The 18063-nt window shown below is 71.6% G+C and carries 17 protein-coding genes and 2 pseudogenes; 7 read left to right on the forward strand and 12 right to left on the reverse strand.

The window, feature by feature from the left end:
* Nucleotides 1-150: 150 nt before the first annotated feature.
* From ACK8N7_RS32805 to ACK8N7_RS32825, 5 genes are all read right to left on the reverse strand, one after another.
* Entirely contained in the window at nt 151-1359 is a 1209-nt protein-coding gene (locus tag ACK8N7_RS32805; protein WP_500444736.1) for an LLM class flavin-dependent oxidoreductase, read from the reverse strand.
* Entirely contained in the window at nt 1356-2387 is a 1032-nt protein-coding gene (locus tag ACK8N7_RS32810) for an ABC transporter substrate-binding protein (RefSeq protein WP_500444737.1), read from the reverse strand. Before ACK8N7_RS32810 ends, ACK8N7_RS32805 begins: the two co-directional genes overlap by 4 nt.
* Before the next feature lie 45 nt (nt 2388-2432).
* Nucleotides 2433-3248, reverse strand: coding sequence for an ABC transporter ATP-binding protein (locus tag ACK8N7_RS32815; RefSeq protein WP_500444738.1), 816 nt, complete (start codon nt 3246-3248; stop codon nt 2433-2435).
* Nucleotides 3221-4108 (reverse strand): ABC transporter permease, encoded by an 888-nt coding sequence (locus ACK8N7_RS32820; RefSeq protein ID WP_500444739.1) that lies wholly within the window; start codon nt 4106-4108, stop codon nt 3221-3223. Before ACK8N7_RS32820 ends, ACK8N7_RS32815 begins: the two co-directional genes overlap by 28 nt.
* A 340-nt stretch (nt 4109-4448) precedes the next feature.
* Nucleotides 4449-4550, reverse strand: coding sequence for a putative leader peptide (locus ACK8N7_RS32825; RefSeq protein ID WP_311586523.1), 102 nt, complete (start codon nt 4548-4550; stop codon nt 4449-4451).
* A gap of 74 nt (nt 4551-4624) precedes the next feature.
* Between ACK8N7_RS32825 and ACK8N7_RS32830 the strand changes: the two genes are divergently transcribed.
* Nucleotides 4625-5047, forward strand: coding sequence for a YjbQ family protein (locus ACK8N7_RS32830; protein WP_403216106.1), 423 nt, complete (start codon nt 4625-4627; stop codon nt 5045-5047).
* Between the two features lie 41 nt (nt 5048-5088).
* Here the strand turns inward: ACK8N7_RS32830 and ACK8N7_RS32835 are convergent, their stop codons facing one another.
* Both ACK8N7_RS32835 and ACK8N7_RS32840 read right to left on the reverse strand, forming a co-directional pair.
* Nucleotides 5089-5526, reverse strand: coding sequence for an FKBP-type peptidyl-prolyl cis-trans isomerase (locus ACK8N7_RS32835; RefSeq protein ID WP_403216137.1), 438 nt, complete (start codon nt 5524-5526; stop codon nt 5089-5091).
* 167 nt (nt 5527-5693) lie between these two features.
* Nucleotides 5694-6278 carry a TetR/AcrR family transcriptional regulator gene (locus tag ACK8N7_RS32840; RefSeq protein ID WP_500444740.1) on the reverse strand — a complete coding sequence of 195 codons (585 nt, stop codon included), beginning with the start codon at nt 6276-6278 and terminating at the stop codon, nt 5694-5696.
* A gap of 88 nt (nt 6279-6366) precedes the next feature.
* Between ACK8N7_RS32840 and ACK8N7_RS32845 the strand changes: the two genes are divergently transcribed.
* From ACK8N7_RS32845 to ACK8N7_RS32865, 5 genes and pseudogenes are all read left to right on the forward strand, one after another.
* Entirely contained in the window at nt 6367-7554 is a 1188-nt protein-coding gene (locus ACK8N7_RS32845; RefSeq protein WP_500444741.1) for an FAD-dependent monooxygenase, read from the forward strand.
* Nucleotides 7555-7636: 82 nt separating this feature from the next.
* The gene (locus ACK8N7_RS32850; RefSeq protein WP_500444742.1) at nt 7637-8905 is read left to right on the forward strand and encodes a pyroglutamyl-peptidase I; all 1269 of its coding nucleotides are present in this window, start codon (nt 7637-7639) and stop codon (nt 8903-8905) included.
* A 183-nt stretch (nt 8906-9088) separates the two neighbouring features.
* The gene (locus tag ACK8N7_RS32855; RefSeq protein WP_500444743.1) at nt 9089-9751 is read left to right on the forward strand and encodes a class I SAM-dependent methyltransferase; all 663 of its coding nucleotides are present in this window, start codon (nt 9089-9091) and stop codon (nt 9749-9751) included.
* 126 nt (nt 9752-9877) lie between these two features.
* Nucleotides 9878-10246: pseudogene (locus tag ACK8N7_RS32860) on the forward strand (acyl-CoA dehydrogenase family protein); the annotation flags it as partial.
* A 129-nt stretch (nt 10247-10375) separates the two neighbouring features.
* A pseudogene (locus ACK8N7_RS32865) lies at nt 10376-11839 on the forward strand (acyl-CoA dehydrogenase family protein); the annotation flags it as partial.
* Between the two features lie 52 nt (nt 11840-11891).
* Here ACK8N7_RS32865 and ACK8N7_RS32870 read toward each other — a convergent pair.
* The 3 genes from ACK8N7_RS32870 to ACK8N7_RS32880 all read right to left on the reverse strand — a co-directional run bounded on the left by ACK8N7_RS32870 (nt 11892) and on the right by ACK8N7_RS32880 (nt 14025).
* Complete coding sequence (locus tag ACK8N7_RS32870) at nt 11892-12038, reverse strand: MFS transporter small subunit (RefSeq protein ID WP_015607105.1); 147 nt, start codon at nt 12036-12038, stop codon at nt 11892-11894.
* Nucleotides 12004-13353 (reverse strand): OFA family MFS transporter, encoded by a 1350-nt coding sequence (locus ACK8N7_RS32875; RefSeq protein ID WP_500444744.1) that lies wholly within the window; start codon nt 13351-13353, stop codon nt 12004-12006. Before ACK8N7_RS32875 ends, ACK8N7_RS32870 begins: the two co-directional genes overlap by 35 nt.
* Nucleotides 13354-13422: 69 nt before the next feature.
* A complete protein-coding gene (locus tag ACK8N7_RS32880; RefSeq protein WP_403216120.1) occupies nt 13423-14025 on the reverse strand; it encodes a TetR/AcrR family transcriptional regulator in 603 nt (200 codons plus the stop codon).
* A gap of 235 nt (nt 14026-14260) precedes the next feature.
* Between ACK8N7_RS32880 and ACK8N7_RS32885 the strand changes: the two genes are divergently transcribed.
* Entirely contained in the window at nt 14261-15220 is a 960-nt protein-coding gene (locus ACK8N7_RS32885) for an oxygenase MpaB family protein (RefSeq protein WP_500444745.1), read from the forward strand.
* 49 nt (nt 15221-15269) lie between these two features.
* On the opposite strand, the gene ACK8N7_RS32890 is transcribed toward ACK8N7_RS32885, so the two are convergent.
* Together ACK8N7_RS32890 and ACK8N7_RS32895 are read right to left on the reverse strand one after the other, a co-directional pair.
* A complete protein-coding gene (locus ACK8N7_RS32890; RefSeq protein ID WP_500444746.1) occupies nt 15270-17045 on the reverse strand; it encodes a siderophore-interacting protein in 1776 nt (591 codons plus the stop codon).
* Nucleotides 17045-18031 carry an ABC transporter substrate-binding protein gene (locus ACK8N7_RS32895; protein ID WP_403216124.1) on the reverse strand — a complete coding sequence of 329 codons (987 nt, stop codon included), beginning with the start codon at nt 18029-18031 and terminating at the stop codon, nt 17045-17047. Before ACK8N7_RS32895 ends, ACK8N7_RS32890 begins: the two co-directional genes overlap by 1 nt.
* Nucleotides 18032-18063 lie beyond the last annotated feature (32 nt).

An 18063-nucleotide genomic window follows, 5' to 3' on the forward strand; every position in this document is an offset into this window, starting at 1 on the left:
TCCCGGACACGGCCCCTGCCGGCACAGCGCGGGGGCGCCCCGCCGCACCGGCCCGGGCGCCCCGCGCCGCACCACCGCGAGGCCCCGGGCACCCCGCACCTCACCGCACCGGTAGAGGCCCCGAGCGCCCCGCGAGCACCCCCGCGAGACTCAGCGCTCTCCGGCCGGCAGCAACGGCGCCCCGCCGGGAGCCGCGGCCGCCCGGTTCTCGGCGCCGGGCGCCCCCAGCCGCGGGGAGGCCGGTACGGTCGACAGCAGACCGCGCCGCGCCAGCTCGGGCGTCACGCCCTCACCGAACCAGTACGCCTCCTCCAGGTGCGGATAGCCCGAGAGCACGAAGTGCTCCACACCCAGAGCGTGGTACTCCTCGATCCGATCGGCGACCTCCGCATGGCTGCCCACCAGCGCGGTCCCGGCCCCGCCGCGCACCAGACCGACGCCCGCCCAGAGGTTCGGCGCGATCTCCAGCTTGTCCCGCGAACCGCCGTGCAGCGCCAGCATCCGCTGCTGCCCGACCGACTCGCTCCGCCCCAGCGCCTGCTGCGCCGCCGCGATCGTGTCCGCGTCGAGGTCCCCCAGCAGCCGGTCGGCGGTGGCCCACGCCTCGGCTGAGGAATCGCGCGAGATCGTGTGCAGCCGGATACCGAACCGGACCGTACGCCCCTGCTCCTCCGCGAGCCCGCGAATCCAGTCGATCTTCTCCTTCACCGCCGCCGGCGGCTCCCCCCAGGTCAGATAGACATCGGCGTGCGCGGCCGCCACCGGGCCGGCGGCCGCCGACGACCCGCCGAAGAAGATCTCCGGCAGCGGGTCCGGCGGCAGCGCGGTCAGCCCTCCCTCCACCTGGTAGTGCTCGCCGTCGAAGTCGTATGGCTGCCCGCTCCATGCACCCCGTACCACCGACAGGAACTCCGCTGTGCGCGCGTAACGCCTGTCGTGGTCCAAGTGGTCCCCGAACCGCCGCTGTTCGGTCGAGTCGCCCCCGGTCACCACGTTGAGCAGCAGCCGCCCCCGGGTGATCCGCTGGTAGGTCGCGGCCATCTGGGCGGCGAGCACGGGCGAGATGACCCCCGGCCGGAAGGCGACCAGGAACTTCAGCCGCTCGGTGTGCTGGGCGAGCGCCACCGTGGTCAGCCAGGCGTCCTCGCACCACGTTCCGGTGGGCGTCAACACCGCCTCGAAGCCGAGCTGTTCGGCCGCCTTGGCGATCTGCGCCAGATACTCGATGTCGGGGGCGCGCACCCTGCTCACCGGGGTGATCCGATCGCGCTTGACCCCGCCGTCGGTGTACGCGTGCCGGTCCACGAGCGTCCGGCCGTCACCTCCGGTGGGCAGGAACCAGTGCAGATGTACGTTCACGACGAGGCCTTTCCGTACGAGCGGGGTGCGGTGGAGGAGGCGGGGAGGTTCCGGTTGAAGCGGGTTTCGACGTACTCCTCGAAGTCGAACCGCCTTGGAATCAGCCTGAGTTCGGCGAAGGTGTCGGCGATCTCCCGCTCGGAGGCGATGGCGGCCGCGTCGATCGCCACGGGGACGCGGGTGCCGTAGGTGGGCTTCACGGCGTCCAGCGCCACCTCGTAGGGGAGCCCGGTCTCCTTCGCCCACACCTTCGCCCACTCGTCCGGGTGCTCGAAGACCCAGTTCTGCGCCCGTTCCAGCCGGACGAGCAGATCACCGATGGCCTGCGACTTCTGCTTGTCCTTGAGCGAGGCAGGTGAAGCCACCTGGAAACCCAGGCCGTTGACCACGCCTTCGCCGGTCGTCAGCACCCGGGCGTTCCCCGCCCGCAGGATCTGCGAGGTGTGCGGGTCCCAGATCGCCCAGGCGTCGACCTTGCCCCGGCTGAAGGCGGCCAACGCGTCGGCGGGCTGGAGGTAGTTGAGCTTCACGTCCTTGATGGAGAGGCCGGCCTCCCTGAGCGAGGCGACCAGCTGGAAGTGGGCCGAACTGCCCTGCGCCACAGCGATGGACCTGCCCTTGAGCTGCTCGGGCTTCTTGAGCGGCGAGTCCTTCGGGACGACGATGGCCTCACCCGCCGACGATCCGTGGCCGGCCCCCACGACGACGATGTTCGAGTCCGACCCGGCGGCGAGGACCGGCGGAGTGTTGCCCACCCCGCCGATGTCCACGGCCCCGGCGCTCACGGCCTCCAGCAGCGGTGGACCGGAGGTGAAGGTGGACCATTTGACGCGGTAGTCCAAGTCGTCGAGCTCTCCGGAGGCCCGCAGGATGGCTTCGTAGCCACCCTTCTGGTCGCCGACGTCGAGCGTGACGCTGCCCTTGCCGTCGGTGCTGCCTCCCGATCCCGTGGACGAAGCGCCGCCACCGCAGGCGGCGAGGAGCAGAGCGAGGAGGAGGAGCGGGGCGGGCAGGGTGCGGCGTTTCATGGTTGTTCTCCGTGGATGGTGGGGGAAAGGGGGAGGGCCGACGGGTCATACGTCCGGGTGCGCGGCGACAGCCACTTCCTGCGGCCGGCCGGTACCGGCGTCCGGGCCGCCGTCCTCGACGCCCAGCTCGCTCAGCAGCCGCGAACGGAGTTCGGCGAAACCGGGGGCGCCGACCCCGCGCGGGCGGTCCAGGCCGACGGCTGTGTCGTACGCGATCCCGCCGTCCCGCATCACCAGCACCCGGTCCGCCAGCAACAGGGACTCGTCCACGTCATGGGTGACCAGCAGAACCGTGCAGCCGCGCCGCTGCCAGAGCTCCGCCACCAGCTGCTGCGCCTTGATCCGGGTCAGGGCGTCCAGCGCACCGAACGGCTCGTCGAGCAGGAGCAGGTCGGGCTCCCGTACCAACGCGCGAGCCAGAGAGGCGCTTTGGGCTTCCCCGCCGGAGAGCGTCTTGGGCCAGGCGCCCGCCCGGTCGGTCAGCCCCACCTCCGCCAACGCCTTCTCGGCCAGGGCCCGTTCGGGCTTCCCCGGCAGCCCCAGCAGGACATTGCGCCAGATCCGTTTCCAGGGCATCAGGCGCGGTGCCTGGAAGGCCACGCCACGCCGTCGGGGCACCAGGACCGTGCCCGCTATCTCGCGGTCGAGCCCGGCGAGCACCCGCAGCAGGGTCGACTTGCCGCATCCGCTGCGCCCCAGAAGCGCGGTGAACTGCCCTGCCTTGAGGGTCAGATCGAGGCCGTCGATCACGGCACGGCCGTCGAAGGAGCGGGTGAGCCCTTCGACCCGTACGGCGGCTTCGGGGTCCGCCGTGGGGGAGGGGGCCGGGGTGGTCACTGGCCGGTGAAGGTCGGTCGCCATTGCAGCAGCAGCCTTTCGAGGGTCCGGACGATGACGTCGGCGGTGAGGCCGAGGAAGCAGTACATGACGAGGCAGACGACGATCACGTCGGTCCGGAAGAGCTCCCGGGCCTGGTTCATCAGGAACCCGATCCCGGCATCGGCGTTGATGGACTCGCCGAAGACGAGCGCCAGCCAGGCGGTGGCGAGGGAGTAGCGCAGCCCGGTCATGGCCCCGGGCAACGCCCCCGGCAGCACCACATGGCGTACGAGACCCCACCGGTTGAGCCCCAACGACTCACCGGCCTCGATGAGTTGGGCGTCCACGCCTCGAATCCCCGCATACACATTGAGATGGAGATGGAAGGCGACCCCGAGTGCGATGAGCGCCACCTTCGGCGCCTCGCCGATCCCGAGCCAGATGATGAACAGCGGGATCAGCCCCACCCAGGGGACGGTGCGCAGCATCTGCACGGTCGCGTCGACCGGGTCCTCGCCGAGCCGCGAGAGCCCCGAGACCAGCGCGAGCGCCGTCCCGATGACCCCACCGAGCACCAGCCCCACGGCCACCCGCTGGAGCGACACTCCCATGGCGGCCGGCAGCGTCCCGTCGGCGATCAGACCGGCCCCCGCACGGGCGATGGTCGCCGGCGATGCGAGGACATCCGGGTGCAGGACCTCCGTGGCGCTGAACACCTGCCAGAGCGCGAGCAGCAGCAACGGCCCCACGGTGCGCCGCAGCCAACGGGGCACGGACCGCAGCCGCGCCCGGCGTACGGGCGCCGGGACGATCGGCTCCAGACCGGGTGGCGTACGGCTGCCGGGGGCGGGTTCCTTCTCCGGTGCGGCCGGCAGATCGGGCGGTGCGTGGCTGATGGTCATGGGGGCTCCACGGGAGGTCGTACGGAGGGGGGAGACGGGGAGGGCGACCGGGAACGGTGACACGGCTCGGCGCCCCGCCAGGACCCGGGAGTGCCGGAATGCCCAGGACCCCGGAGGCCGTGGAGGCCCAGGCGATCCGCAGGCGTCAGGAGGCGTCGGAAGTCCGGCAGGAGGCGTCGGAAGTCCGGCAGGAGCGGACCGCGCGCCCACCCGGCGGCAGGGCGGAGCGGCCCGCACGAGTACGCGAGGGGGCAGGCACAGCCGATGGGGTGGAGCAGGCGCGAAAGTCGGTGAGAGGCGAAACCCGGTCAGAAGCGGCGCGAAAGGCGCTGAGAGAACGTCAGCAGCCGCGACAACACGCGGCGGATGCCACCCGCAGCAGGTCGATGTGACCGCGCGAGGTGAGCAGAGCTGATCGGAACATGGCGATGAACGTAGTCATCCGGCCAGGAAGCGGTCAATGGGGTCTCGGAGCGTGGATGTGTCATCTCGCCTCCTGGAAGAGAAGATGGAGGCATGTCCGATTCCTTCACCACCACTGTCCTGAACATCACCACGGGTGCGGCAGAGAGCGTCACGGACCTGACGCAGGACTGCGAGGATTTCCTCACCCGCGCGGCGTCCGGCCGCGACGGCCTGCTGAACATCTTCGTCCCCCACGCCACCGCGGGCATCGCCGTCCTGGAGACGGGCGCGGGCAGCGACGACGACCTCCTGGCCGCCCTCCACCACCTGCTCCCGGCGGACGACCGCTGGCAGCACCGCCACGGCAGCCCGGGCCACGGCCGCGACCACGTACTCCCCGCCCTCGTCCCGCCCCACGCCACCCTGCCGGTGATCGGGGGAGCGCTGGAGCTGGGGACGTGGCAGTCGGTGTGCCTGGTGGACACGAACAGGGACAACCCGGAGCGTCAAGTGCGGCTGAGCTTCCTGGGCTAGCGGGTCGCCAGGCTCAGGCCGAGCCAGTCAAGCCGAGCCGGTCAGGTCGAGCCGGGCCTCGTTCCGGCGGGTCCGCCCACGACCGTGAGCAGGTCCACGACGAAGATCAGCGTCGAGCCCGAAGGGATCAGCGGAGAGGGTGACTGCTTGCCGTAACCGAGGCGCGGGGGAACGATGATCTCGCGTCGGCCGCCGGTCTTCATCCCCCTCACTCCCCGGTCCCAGCCCTTGATGACCTTGCCACCGCCCACGGCGAACTTGAACGGCCGTCCCTGCTCCCAGGAGGAGTCGAACTCCCTTCCGGATGCGAACGTGACCCCTACGTAGTGAACCTGGACGACCCTGCCGGGCTGCGCTTCGGGTCCGTCCCCGACCACCAGGTCCCGGACCGTCAGCTCGGTGGGTGCGTCACCCTCCGGAACCTCGATCCCGGGCTTCGTCAGTTCGCTCATCATGGTCCCGTCGCTCGCCACCGGCATCCCTCGCACGGGCCGGCCGGACACATGGACCTTCCATGCGGCAGGCGATCACGCTACCGGCAAGGCCAGTACTCCGAGGTGTCTGCCCTGCGCCGCGGACGTCCTCGGCCCTGCACGATCGCGAGAAGTCCGGTGACGGCCGGCCTGGTCCGGCGAGTCCTCGCGCCTCAGGCGGAGAGCACGGCGGCGAGCATCCGCCGTACGAAAGGGGTCAGTTCGGCCATATCGGGTGCCGGGCGGCTCGCGGCCGGGGCGCCGGCGAGGCGGTCGTACAGCAGGCCGTCGGTCCAGGCGACGAGCAGGTCTGCCGCCTGCTCCGGATGGGGCGCGCCGAGCGACGCCAGCAAGGTGGTGGCCCTGGAGCGTGCCGAGAGGCCCGCGGTCTCCAGGTCGGCGCGCAGCTCAGGGCGGCGGGTCGCCTCCAGGCTGAGCTCGAAGCGGGCCAGCTGGCGGTCCCGCGCCACGGTCAGCCAGTGGTGCAGCAGTGCGGCCAGTGCCTCCGCGGCGGAGTCCGGGTCCGGGGTGCCGTGCTCCGCTTGCCACCGGTCGACGTCGGCGACCGACAGTGCGGCCAGGCGGAGGTAGCAGGCGCTGATCAGGGCGCTCCGCGTGCGGAAGTAGTACGACGTGCTGCCGGCCGGCAGCCCCGCGGCGGTGTCGACCGCGCGATGGGTCAGGCCGCGCAGGCCGGCGGAGGCCACGGTGCTGATGGCGGCGTCGGCGATCAGGTCTCGGCGATCGGGGAGGGGCACCCCGGCACTCTACAGGTGTAGAGTGCGGCGTGTTGCCTCCTCTACAGGTGTAGAGGGGGTGTGGGTGTGTGTGAGGGAGGCGGTCTGTATGGGTGTTCGTCATGCTGTCGTGGCCGGGGGCGGTATCGGGGGTCTGGCCGCTGCGGTGGCCCTGAACCGTCGCGGATGGCGCGTGACCGTGTGCGAACGGGCTCCCGTCCTCACCGGTATCGGCGCCGGGATCGTGCTCGCCCCCAACGCCCTGCGCGCCCTGGACTCGATCGGCCTGGGCCCCGAGGTGTGGGCGGGTGATGCCCTGGCCGGGGCGGTCGGGCTGCGTACCCCCGACGGCAGGTGGCTGAGCCGGGCCGACACCGGTGCCGCGTCCTCCCGGGACGGGCTTCCCGCGCGCGCCGTGCACCGCGGCTTCCTGATCGACGCCCTCGCCGCCGCCCTGCCGCCCGGCGTCGTACAGCTCGGCGTATCGGTGACCGGGGTGGAGCACGCCGGGGGTGCCGTGGTCGCGCGTACGTCGGCGGGCGACCTGCGTGCCGACGTCGTCGTGGCGGCCGACGGCATGCGCAGCGTGCTCCGTGGACAGCTCTTCCCCCGACACCCCGGCCTGCGACACGCCGGTGAGGCCGGATGGCGGGCGGTGCTGCCCGGCATCGGACCGGCCGCCCGGTCGGCGGCCGAGACCTGGGGCCGGGGGGAGCGGTTCGGGATCGTCCCCCTCGTCGACGGCCGGATCTACGTCTACGCCACCGCCGCCACCGGCCCCGGTACGAAGCCGGCCGACCACCATGCGGAACTGACCCGGCGCTTCGGCACGTGGCACGATCCGATACCCGCGCTGCTGGACCGGCTCGACCCGCGGAACCCCGAACCCGTCGACGTACTCCACCACGACTTTCACGAACTGGCCTCGCCCCTGCCCCGATTCCACTCCGGCCGGGTGGCACTGCTCGGTGACGCCGCCCACGCGATGACGCCCAACATGGGCCAGGGCGGCTGCCAGGCCATCGAGGACGCGGTCGTCGTGGCGCACGCCCTCGCGAGCGACGCCGACGTACCGGCTGCGCTGGCCGCCTACACGGAGAGCAGGCACCGGCGCACCACCCTTATCAGCCGCCGCTCCCGGCGCATCGGTGATCTCGCCCGGCTCTCCCACCCCCTCGCCGTGTCCGCCCGTAACCTTGCCGTACGGGCCACGCCGTCGTCGGTCACATCGAGGGCTCTTGACACGGTCCTCGGCTGGCAGCCCCCGTCCGGACCGGCCTCGACCGTCCGTGCATGAGCGGGGGAGAGGCAATGCCCCATGGCGTGGCCTCCGGTGGTGCCGCGATACTGCGGCCAACCGTTCTGTCGAAAGGGCCCACGTGAAGCACCAGTTCCCCGCAAACACCCGGCTCGGTCTGGGCGGCGTGACGCTCCTGCTCGTCCTCACGGGCTCCGCCCTGCCTGCCGCGGCGTCCCCCGCCGGCACCGCCCCCGGCACCGCGCAGCCCACCGTCGAGGAGCAGCGCCTGGACCGGGCCGCCCCGCAGGAGATCCTGCGGCGCAGCGGATTCGACGCCCTCGCCCCGCGCTTCGCCCACGCCCTGGAAGGCTCCCGCAGTTACGCGCAGGCGGAGCGGGCGGTGACCCGCCACGCCTCGGCCCTGTGGCAGCTCGCCGTGGACCGCGCCCAGGGCCGCGGGACCGCCACGGGCGACCTGAGCCGGGGCGACGACCGTCCGCTGTACTGGGCCCGGCTCGCGCTCAGCCGCGAACTGCGCGCATGGACACCCCGGTTCGGGCTGGACGACCGGCGGCGCAAGGCCCTGCACACCGCTCTGGAGACCTCCTCGCGCGGCCAGGAGGACATCCGCTACCCGGGCCGTCAGGTGAAGCGGGTCCTCGTCACCGGCTTCGATCCGTTCACCCTGGACAGGGACGTCCGGATCGGCAACCCCTCGGGCGCGAGCGCGCTCGCCCTCGACGGCACCCTGGTGCAGACCGCCCAGGGGCCGGCCCGGATTGAGGCTGTCGTCTTCCCGGTGCGGTGGACGGACTTCGCCGAGGGGGTCGTCGAGCGGGCCCTCGCCCGGCAGCTGCCGCACCTGGACATGTTCACCACCATCAGCCAGGGCCGGCAGGGCCGTTTCGACGTGGAGCGCACCAACGGTGCCTGGCGCGGCGGCTTCCCCGACAACGAGAACCTCGCCCGCACCGGGACCGTCCCCGTCACCGACCCCGCGTCGCAGCCGCAGTGGACCTCCACCACTCTCCCGTACCGTCAGCTCACCGAAGCGGACACGGGCCGCTTCCCGGTGTACGACAACACCTCGGTCACCGAGATACCGGCGGGCGCCACCCAGCCGGTGACCAGGCCGGGAGGCCCCACTCCCGGTTCGACCGCGCGGGCCGGGGGCGGCGGCGACTACCTCTCCAACGAGATCGCCTACCGGGCCACCCTGCTCCGCGACCGGATGGGGCTGACGAAGCTGCCGGGCGGTCATCTGCACACCCCGGTCCTGCAGTTCGGCGCGGGCAACGACAACCCGGCGACGGGCGAGGTCACCGACCCGGCCTTCGAGCGCAACCGCTCGGACATCGTGCGCCAGGTTCGGGCACTGGTGCAGACGGCGGTGAGTGCGGCCCGTTGAGCGCACCCGGGCGCCGCTCGGGGCAGCGCTTGAGCGCCGCTTGGGCAGTGCCTGAGGGTCGCTCGGACAGTGCTTGAGCACCGTGTGAGCGCCGCGAACGGATCGGGGCCGCATACTTGGGGACATTCCCCTCGAAGACCTTCCCCCGCCCACCGGGTGGGGCCGACCCCAAGGTGCGCCGACATGACCGGGAAACAGGACCGCTGGGCAGAACTGACCGGCGGACAGGCCGGGGAGCAGTACGCCCGGCGTTTCGCGCGGCTTGCCGAATCGGGGCACGACATCCATGGCGAGGCCGCGTTCTGCGCCGCGCTGGTGGAACCCCCCGCCCGGGTGCTCGACGCAGGCTGTGGCACCGGACGGATCGCGATCCGGCTCGCCGAGCTCGGGTACCGCTGCACCGGTGTGGACATCGACGCCTCGATGCTCGCCGTCGCCCGCCGCGAGGCACCCGCACAGGAGTGGCTCCTGGGGGATCTGGCCCGTACGGACGCCCTCGGCCTGGAACCGGAATTCGACGTGGTGCTGGCCGCCGGAAACGTCATCCCCCTCCTGGCCGCAGGGACCGAGGCGGCCGTCATCGGGCAGTTGTCCGCCGTGCTGCGGTCCGGAGGCCTGCTGGTCACGGGGATGGGACTGGACGCGGCGCACCTGCCGCTGCCCGAAGCACCCTTCGGCCTCGCGGACTTCGACCGATGGTGCGAACAGGCCGGACTCGCCTTGCGGCAGCGCTACGCCACCTGGAGCGGCGATCCCTACGTCCCGGGCTGCGGTTACGCCGTCAGCGTGCACGCCCGTCCGGATCATCCGGATCACCTGGATCGTCCGGATCCGGGCAGCCACTGAGCTCCGGTCCGGGCCGACCGTTCGCATCGGACTCCGGACCGGACTTCGCCCGCCGTCCGCGTGAGGTACGCGACGGCGCCCCGTGCGCTACCGCGTGATCGCTCCCGGGCGGGGTAGCGAAAGCGTATGACCACTGACAAAACAGCTACCGCTCCCGACGGGTACGTGCAGCCGGAGCTCGACGTCCGGGCCCTGACCGAGGTGCTCGACGGCGAGTACGCCGAGATCCGGGACCTCGTCCGCACCAACCTGGTGACGTACGCCTCCGTTCTTGAGGAGGCCGACAGGCTCGGCACCGACGCGTACCGCGAGCGGGTGCGCGAACTCGTGGTCGAGATGGCGGCGACGGGGCAGACCGGCATGGGCTTCCCGAAGCGGTACGGCGGGGGCGGCGATGTCGGGGCCTCGATCGCCGCCTTCGAGACGCTCGCCTTCGGTGATCTGTCGGTGCTGGTGAAGGTCGGCGTGCAGTTCGGACTCTTCGGTGGCGCCATTCTGCATCTGGGCACCGAACGCCACCACGACGCCTATCTGCCGGACCTGATCACCGGGAAGCTGATGGGCTGCTTCGCGATGACCGAGACCGGGCACGGCTCCAACGTGCAGGCGCTCGGTACCGTCGCGCGGTACGACGTCGCCGCCCAGGAGTTCGTCATCACCACCGAGGGCGACCAGGCGCGCAAGGACTACATCGGCAACGCGGCCCGCCACGGCGAGCTGGCCGTCGTCTTCGCGCAGCTGGAGGTGGGCGGGAAGTCCGAGGGCGTGCACGCGTTCGTCGTACCGATCCGGGTCGGCGGTGAAGCGGCCCCCGGCGTCCGGATCGAGGACGACGGCCGCAAGATGGGCCTCAACGGCGTGGACAACGGGCGCCTCCGCTTCGACGGCGTGCGGGTTCCGCGCGAGGCGCTGCTCAACCGGTTCGCCGACGTCACCCCGGAAGGCCTCTACGAGAGCACGATCGACAGCCCCGACCGCCGCTTCTTCACCATGCTCGGCACCCTGGTCCAGGGCCGGGTCAGCGTCGGTGGCGCCGGGATCAACGCCGCCAAGGTCGCCCTCGCCGTCGCCACGAAGTACGCCCTGCGCCGCCGCCAGTTCGCGGCAGGCTCCCAGGAGGAGGAGCAACTGCTCCTCGACTACGGTCTGCATCAGCGTCGTCTGCTGCCGCTCGTCGCGCGTACGTACGCGCTGCACTTCGCGCAGGACGTCGTGCGCACGCAACTCCACGACGTCTTCTCCGGCGTCGAGGACGACCCGCAGGCGCGGCGCCGGCTGGAGTCCAGGGCCGCCGGAACCAAGGCACTCGGCACCTGGCACGCCACCCGGACGGTCCAGGAGTGCCGTGAGGCGTGCGGCGGCGCCGGCTATCTCGCCGTCAACCGGTTCGCCGCCCTCAAGGCCGACAGCGACATCTTCACCACCTTCGAAGGCGACAACCACGTCCTGCTGCAGCTCGTGGCCAAGGGCCTGCTCACCGACTACGCGAGTGAGTTCGAGGACCTGGACCAGCTCGGCATGGTCCGGTACGTCACCAACCTCGCGGTCGAGACGGTCATCGAGAAGACCTCGGCCCACAAGCTGCTCGAACGGGTACGTGACCTGCTGCCGGGCGGCGACGAGTGGGACCAGGAAGCCGGGCTGCTCGACTCGGAGTACCAGCTCGCCATGGTCCGCTACCGCGAGGAGCACATGCTCGCCGGGGTGGCCCGCAGGCTCAAGGCCGGGATCGACCGGAAGCGCGATGCGGGCGCCGTCTTCTCGGAGGTGCAGGACCACGTCATCGCCGTCGCCCACGCCCACGTCGAGCGGCTGGTGCTGGAGGCGTTCGTCGAGAAGACGCGTACGCTGCCCGAGGGCGGCAACAAGGTCGCGCTGGGCCTGCTGTGCGACCTGTTCGCCCTGTCGACGATCGAGGCGGACCGGGCGTGGTTCATGGAGCACGGCCGGCTGACCGTCCAGCGTTCCAAGGCGATCACCCGTGAGGTGAACGACCTCTGCCGCAAGGTCCGGCCCCTCGCGGGCGGCCTCGTCGACGCGTGGGGCATCCCGTCCGCGATGCTGCGCGCCCCGGACCTGGTGGGCTGACCGGCGAACGACACCCGCCGCCGGGCCCGGTTCGCCGGGTCCGGCGGCGGGTTCAGTCGGTGAACAGCTGGGTCGCCTTGCGGAACAGCTCGTACAACCCGTAGGCGAGCGGGGTGCCCACCCACAGCCAGGTGAAGACGATCAGCGGCCGCCGGTCCTTCACCTCAGGCGGACTCTGACTGCTGGTGTCGTCGGACATCGGGCGCTCCCTTCTCCGGTGTGACGGCGTCCAGGTGGTGGGACGAGTGGACCGGCCGCACCAGCTCATTGGCGGCGAAGCCGATGACGAGCAGTCCCATCATGATGAGGAGCGACGTCCCGTACAGGTCCGCTCCGTGCTTCCCGGCCTCCTCCTGCCGGTCGGCGATCCAGTTCACGATCAGCGGGCCCAGGACACCGGCGGTGGACCAGGCGGTGAGCAGCCGTCCGTGGATCGCCCCGACCTGATAGGTGCCGAACAGGTCCTTGAGGTAGGCGGGGATCGTGGCGAAGCCGCCGCCGTAGAAGGAGAGGATGACCAGCGCGCACAGGACGAACAGGGGCTTGGAGGAGCTGCCCACCAGGGCGATGAGCGCGTACATGAGGACACCTGCGCCGAGGTAGACGCGGTAGATGTTCTTGCGCCCGATCAGGTCGGAGGCGGAGGACCAGCCGATGCGCCCCGCCATGTTGGCCGCCGACAGCAGGGCGACGAAACCGGCGGCGGCCGTGGCCGATACGGGAGTCGAGGTGTCCGCGAAGAAGTCGGTGATCATCGGCGCGGCCTTCTCCAGGATGCCGATGCCTGCGGTCACGTTCGTACAGAGCACGACCCACAGCAGCCAGAACTGCGGGGTGCGCAGAGCCTGGCGTGCCGACACCCGGGGACCCGCCGGCGCCGTGGCGTGACCGTCCGCCCGCTCCTCGGCACGCGGGCGCGGCACCCGCACCAGCAGTACGCCGAGCAGCATGAAGACGGCGTAACTCAGTCCGTGGACGAGGAAGGCCAGCGCGATGCCGGAGGTGTCGCTGCCGAAGGACTCCAGCATCTGGGCCGACCAGGGCGAGGCGATCAGCGCGCCGCCGCCGAAGCCCATGATGGCGATGCCCGTGGCCATGCCGGGACGGTCGGGGAACCACTTGATGAGCGTCGAGACGGGCGAGATGTAGCCGATGCCCAGGCCGATGCCTCCGACGAAGCCGTAACCGAAGACGATCAGCCAGAACTGCCCGGTCGCGGCGCCGAGCGCGGAGAGCAGGAAGCCGGAGGAGAAGCAGACGAGGGCGACCGTCATGGCCCAGCGCGGCCCGCGGCGCTCGACCAGGGTGCCGCCGAAGGCCGCGGAGAGGCCGAGCATGACGATTCCGAGTTGGAAGGGCAGTGCGCTCTGCGTGCCGCTGAGGCCGAGTGCGTCTTCCAGTGGGGGTTTGAACACGGACCAGGCATAGGCCTGGCCGATGGAGAGATGGATCGAGAGCGCGGCGGGCGGAACCAGCCGGCGGCTCCAGCCCACGGGGGCTATGGGGGGACTCATGGGTCCCCAACCGTAGTGAGTGGGAAACCGGTTGAGAAGGCCGGTGATCGATCTTTCACCGGGGGAGGGTTACGCCCGGGAGGTCGTCGCCGCGAGCACCAGGTGCACACAGTGTGCTTCCAGCCGTTCGCGTGGCACGTCGAGCGTGCCGTGCAGCCACCCCGCGAAGAGGCTCGCCAGGCCGCCGACCAGGGCGTGCGCGGCCATCCGGCGGTCGATGTCGTCCCCCGTAACGGAGAGCTGACCGCCGACGAGGTCGGTGAACACCGGCATGAGGCGGTGGCTGTGGGCCCCGAGAACCGGGTCGGCGAAGGGTTCCAGGAGCAGCAGGCGGCCCTTGTGCGGCGCGTCCAGGACCAGGGCGACGAAGGCGGAGACGGCGGCCCGGGCCCGGACTTCCAGCTGTGGATCGCTGAGCGCCACGGCTTCCTCCAGGGCGCTCCTGGCCTCGTCGGCGACCCGTTCGAAGGCGGCGAGGAGCAGGTCGTCGCGTCCGGCGAAGCTCTCGTAGAAGTAGCGGTCCGTCAGACGCGCCTGCCTGCAGACGGAGCGGACCGTGACGGCCGCGCACCCCTCCTCGCCGGCCAGGCGCTCGGCGGTGTCCAGCAGGGTCTGCCGGCGGGCCGCGCGACGATCGGCGAGCTTGGTCCCGCCCCAGCTCCGTTCCGTCAACTCCGGCCCCCCTGTTTCCCGTTGGCCCACCATTCGGTGGCCCGTTTTACGTTCGCGCAATTGACGACAGCTGTCCGCACATTCTAGCTTGATGACAGGTGTCCTCAGATTGCCCTCGATGCAACTGCCCGGACGAGCCACCACGCCACGGTGATGGTGACGAATACGGCCACGGTCACGGACACAGCCACGGAACAGAGCGGCCCCGCAACGGAATCCCTCACCGGAGGTACGCGTGACAGCGTCAGCCAACGGACCGGACCCGACCGGTCCGAGAACCGTCGAACCCCTCGGCCCCGACTCCCTCACCTGGCGCTGGTTCGGCGACTGGAGGGGCCTCCTCCTCGCCCCCTGGGCCGGGTCAATGCAGAACATGCACCCCGAGCTGGGCGCGGGCGTCGCCGAACACTCCCGCTTCTTCGAGGAGCGCTGGGAGCGCCTCTTCCGCTCGCTGTACCCGATCGGGGGAGTCGTCTACGACGGCCCGCTCGCCGCCCGTACGGCCCGCGAAGTGCGCGGTTACCACGCCTCGATCAGCGGGGTCGACGAGCGTGGCCGCCCGTACCACGCGCTCAACCCGGGCACGTTCTACTGGGCGCACGCCACGTTCTTCATGCTGACCGTGCAGGTGGCCGAGCGCTTCGGCGGCGGCCTCACCGAAGCCCAGCGGCGCACGCTCTTCGATGAGCACGTCCGCTGGTACGCGCTGTACGGCCTGTCCATGAAGCCCGTTCCCGGCAGCTGGGAGGAGTTCCAGAGGTACTGGGACCACATGTGCGCCGACGTCCTGGAGGACAACCGGCCGACCCGGGACGTCCTGAACATGCGCAGCATCGCCCGGCCACCCCTCCTGCGGCTGCTGCCGTCGCCGCTGTGGGCCCTCGTCCGCATCCCGGTCGTGCGGCTGACGCTGTGGATCACGGTCGGCCTGTACCCGCAGGCCGTCCGTGAACGCCTCGCGCTCCGCTGGAGGCCCCACGACGAGCGACTGCTGCGCATGCTGGGAGGGCTGGTGCACCACGCCTGGCGGTGTGTTCCCGAGCGGCACCGCTTTCACCCGCGCGCCCGTGCGGGGTGGGACCGCGAGCGGGGCCGACACGGACGGTCGGTTACGGGTCCCGTGGAGACGCCCGCCCGGAACCTGCCGCCGGAGGAGCGGCGCGGGCTTCCGCAGCACTACGCACCGAGGAGCTGACCACTCGGGACCGTCTCCGCGGGCCGCCGGGCCGTCTGCCCTGGTCGGGTCAGGCCCGGCGCAGGACCGTGGCCTCCGCACCCCAGCCGAGCGCGATGGTCCGCTCGACCTCCCAGCCCGACCGGTTCGCCAGGGCCGCGACGGCGTCGGAGTCGCGCAGGGGACTGCCGGTCGCCGCGTACGCGTGGAGCGCAGCCTCGGCCGCGTGCGGGCTGAGGCCGTCGGGGCGGGAGGCCTCGACGAGGACCGCGGTCCGGGTCCAGCCGGCGAGCCGGGTGAGGAGCTGCACGGCCTCCTCGTCGGTGCGGTGGGCGAGGGCCTTCGCGGCGACGGCGACATCGGCGGGGCCGGCCGTCCAGTCGATACGGTCCGGCGCCGGAACGTGTCCACGCAGGACCGTCACCGGTACGGAGTCCTCCGCGACCCGCAGTCGCGGCCGCCGTCCGGCACCGTCGAGGGCGGCGGCCACCGAGGCGCTGCCCGGCCCGGTCAGGAGGCAGGTTCCGACGTCCTCCCAGAGGGGGTCGGCCGTCAGACCGTCCAGCAGGAAGACCAACTGCTCGCACTCCTCGACCAGTTCGCCGTAGCGCTCGGCGTCGTGGGCCACCGTGCCGAGCAAGGTGGTGTCCGAGGCGAGCTGCCAGGGGGACGTACCGTTCCGGAGGGCGGGAGCGAGGTGGGCGAGGGAGAGCAGCAGCTCGGCCTCGTGGCCGGTGTACTCCTCGCGCTCGTGGTCGTCCAGGAGTTCCTCGCCCGCCGGGCCGAGACGCAGCCCGGTCCCGTCGTCGCCGCCGACGACCACGCCATACGTGGCGAGCAGCGGAAGCAGTACGTCGATCCGAAGCCCGGGCACGCCCAGGCGGGCCGCGAGTGCGCCCGGGAGAAGTCCCGGCGCGTCGGCCACCGCGTCGACGACCCCGAGCTGCAACGCGGCCCGTGCGACCAGCCACGGCAGCGGCGAGGGGATCCCGGTGGGGCTCTGTGCGGCGGCCCCGGTGTCGGCCGTGTCCCCCGCCTCCGGGGCGGTGGCCTCCTCGCGGTGCCAGTAACCCGTGATGTTCAGGCGGTCCTTGGGGAGCTTCCGTTCGCGCTGGAGATACCGGCGTACCGGGAGCAGCGCCCGGCTCTCCGCCGCCGCCCAGGTGTATCCCTCGCCCGGCGGCACCGGCAGCGCGCGGACGGCGGTGTCCAGTCGATCCGCGTCACCCGGCTCCGCGACCACCCAGGTGACCGTGTCGCCGTCGCGCAGGGCCAGTTCCTGGCGGGCCGATCCGTCCGAGACGGTCACCAGGACATGAGCGGTGGCGTCGAGCGGACGTTCGTCGAGGAAGCGGCCGATCGCCGGCAGTGCCGTCTCGTCCCCGATGAGGAAGATCCAGTCGAGCCGTTCCGGCAGCCGGAGCGACGACTTGGGCCCGACGAACCACAGCTCGTCGCCCTCCCGGGCCGACGCGGACCAGGCCTCTGCGGGCCCCTCGCCGTGCACCACGAAGTCGAGGTCGATCTCTCCTGCCTGCGGGTCCACCCGCCGGGGCGTGTAGTCGCGGGTCAGCCGGTGCTCGGCAGGTGTCCAATCGATGCCGTGCGGCAACTGGGCGGGGAGCGCCGCGTGGACGTCCCCGTCCGCGGCCAGGATCAGCTTTATGTGGTCGTCGAACCCGGGCGCGGCGAAGGCGGGACGGCCGATCCCGTCGCGGGTGAACGGGGCGAGATCCTCACCGCCGAGGACGACCCGCCGCATCCTCGGGGTCACCTGGTGGACGCGGCGTACGGTGACCCGGCGCAGGACGAGCGGGTGCGTCGTGTAGGCACGCTGGGCTGCCATCAGGAGAACTTCTTCTCGATGATGTCGAGCAGGGCCATCGACTCGTCGTAGTCGCCGCGCAGTACCCAGTACGGCAGGTCATGGGCGTGGTTCGCCTTGAAGGCGGGCAGCGCGCTGTAGACGGGGTTCTTCTGGAGGGTGGCGACGTCGGTCGTGTCGGCGTTGAAGCCCATGACGAACACGGACGGCTGGGTGATCGTCTGGCCCACCTTCTCGGTCGACAGCTCGAACATGTCACCGCCCTGCCCGTACACCTTGAAGCCGCCGTCGGCGAAGACCGGCGCCGGCTCGATCCCGACCTTCTTCAGCTCGGTCGGCAGGCCGACGCTCTCCACCAGCCCGTAGGCGGTGCCGTCGCCGGTGAGGGCGAGGAAGGACACGGGGCCGGGCGGCGGTGTGATCGCCCCCTTCACCTCGGCGATCCGCTTGTCGTAGGCGGCCACGTGCTGCTCGTAGACGGCGGGCTTGCCGAACACGTCGTCGGCGAGGAAGGAGAACTGGCCCCGCCAGTCACCGAGCTTCTTGCCCACGAGCACCGTGGGAGCGATGCCGGAGAGCTCGTCGTACACCTTCTCGGCCTGGAACAGCGGGAAGCCGATGCCGCCGCCGACGATGAGGTCGGGATCGAGGGCGAGGATCGCCTCCAGGTCGAAGCCGTCGACACTCCACGGCAGGAACTTCGTGCCGTCCTCCTCGGCCTCCTTCTCCCAGTACGGGGAGAACTCGCCCTTGCCGTCGGCGTCCTCGGGAATCGTGGCGTGCACCGGAACGTCGAGATCGTAGAGGTACCCGGCGAGGGCGTGGTTCAGCACGACCACCCGCTTGGGCTCGGTCGGCACCTCGACCTTGCCGTAGTCGGTCGTCACGGTACGGGTCTTCGCGGCGGACGCCTTGTCCCCGTCGTCCGACGAGGAGGAGGCCGAGCAGCCGGTGAGGGCCAGCGCGGCGACGAGCGCGCAGGCGAGAAGGCGGGCAGGAGCAGACATGGGACCTCATGTGGCTGGGCACGATCGAAGGT

It is taken from the genome of Streptomyces griseobrunneus (assembly GCF_046713465.1).
Classification (GTDB): domain Bacteria; phylum Actinomycetota; class Actinomycetes; order Streptomycetales; family Streptomycetaceae; genus Streptomyces; species Streptomyces microflavus.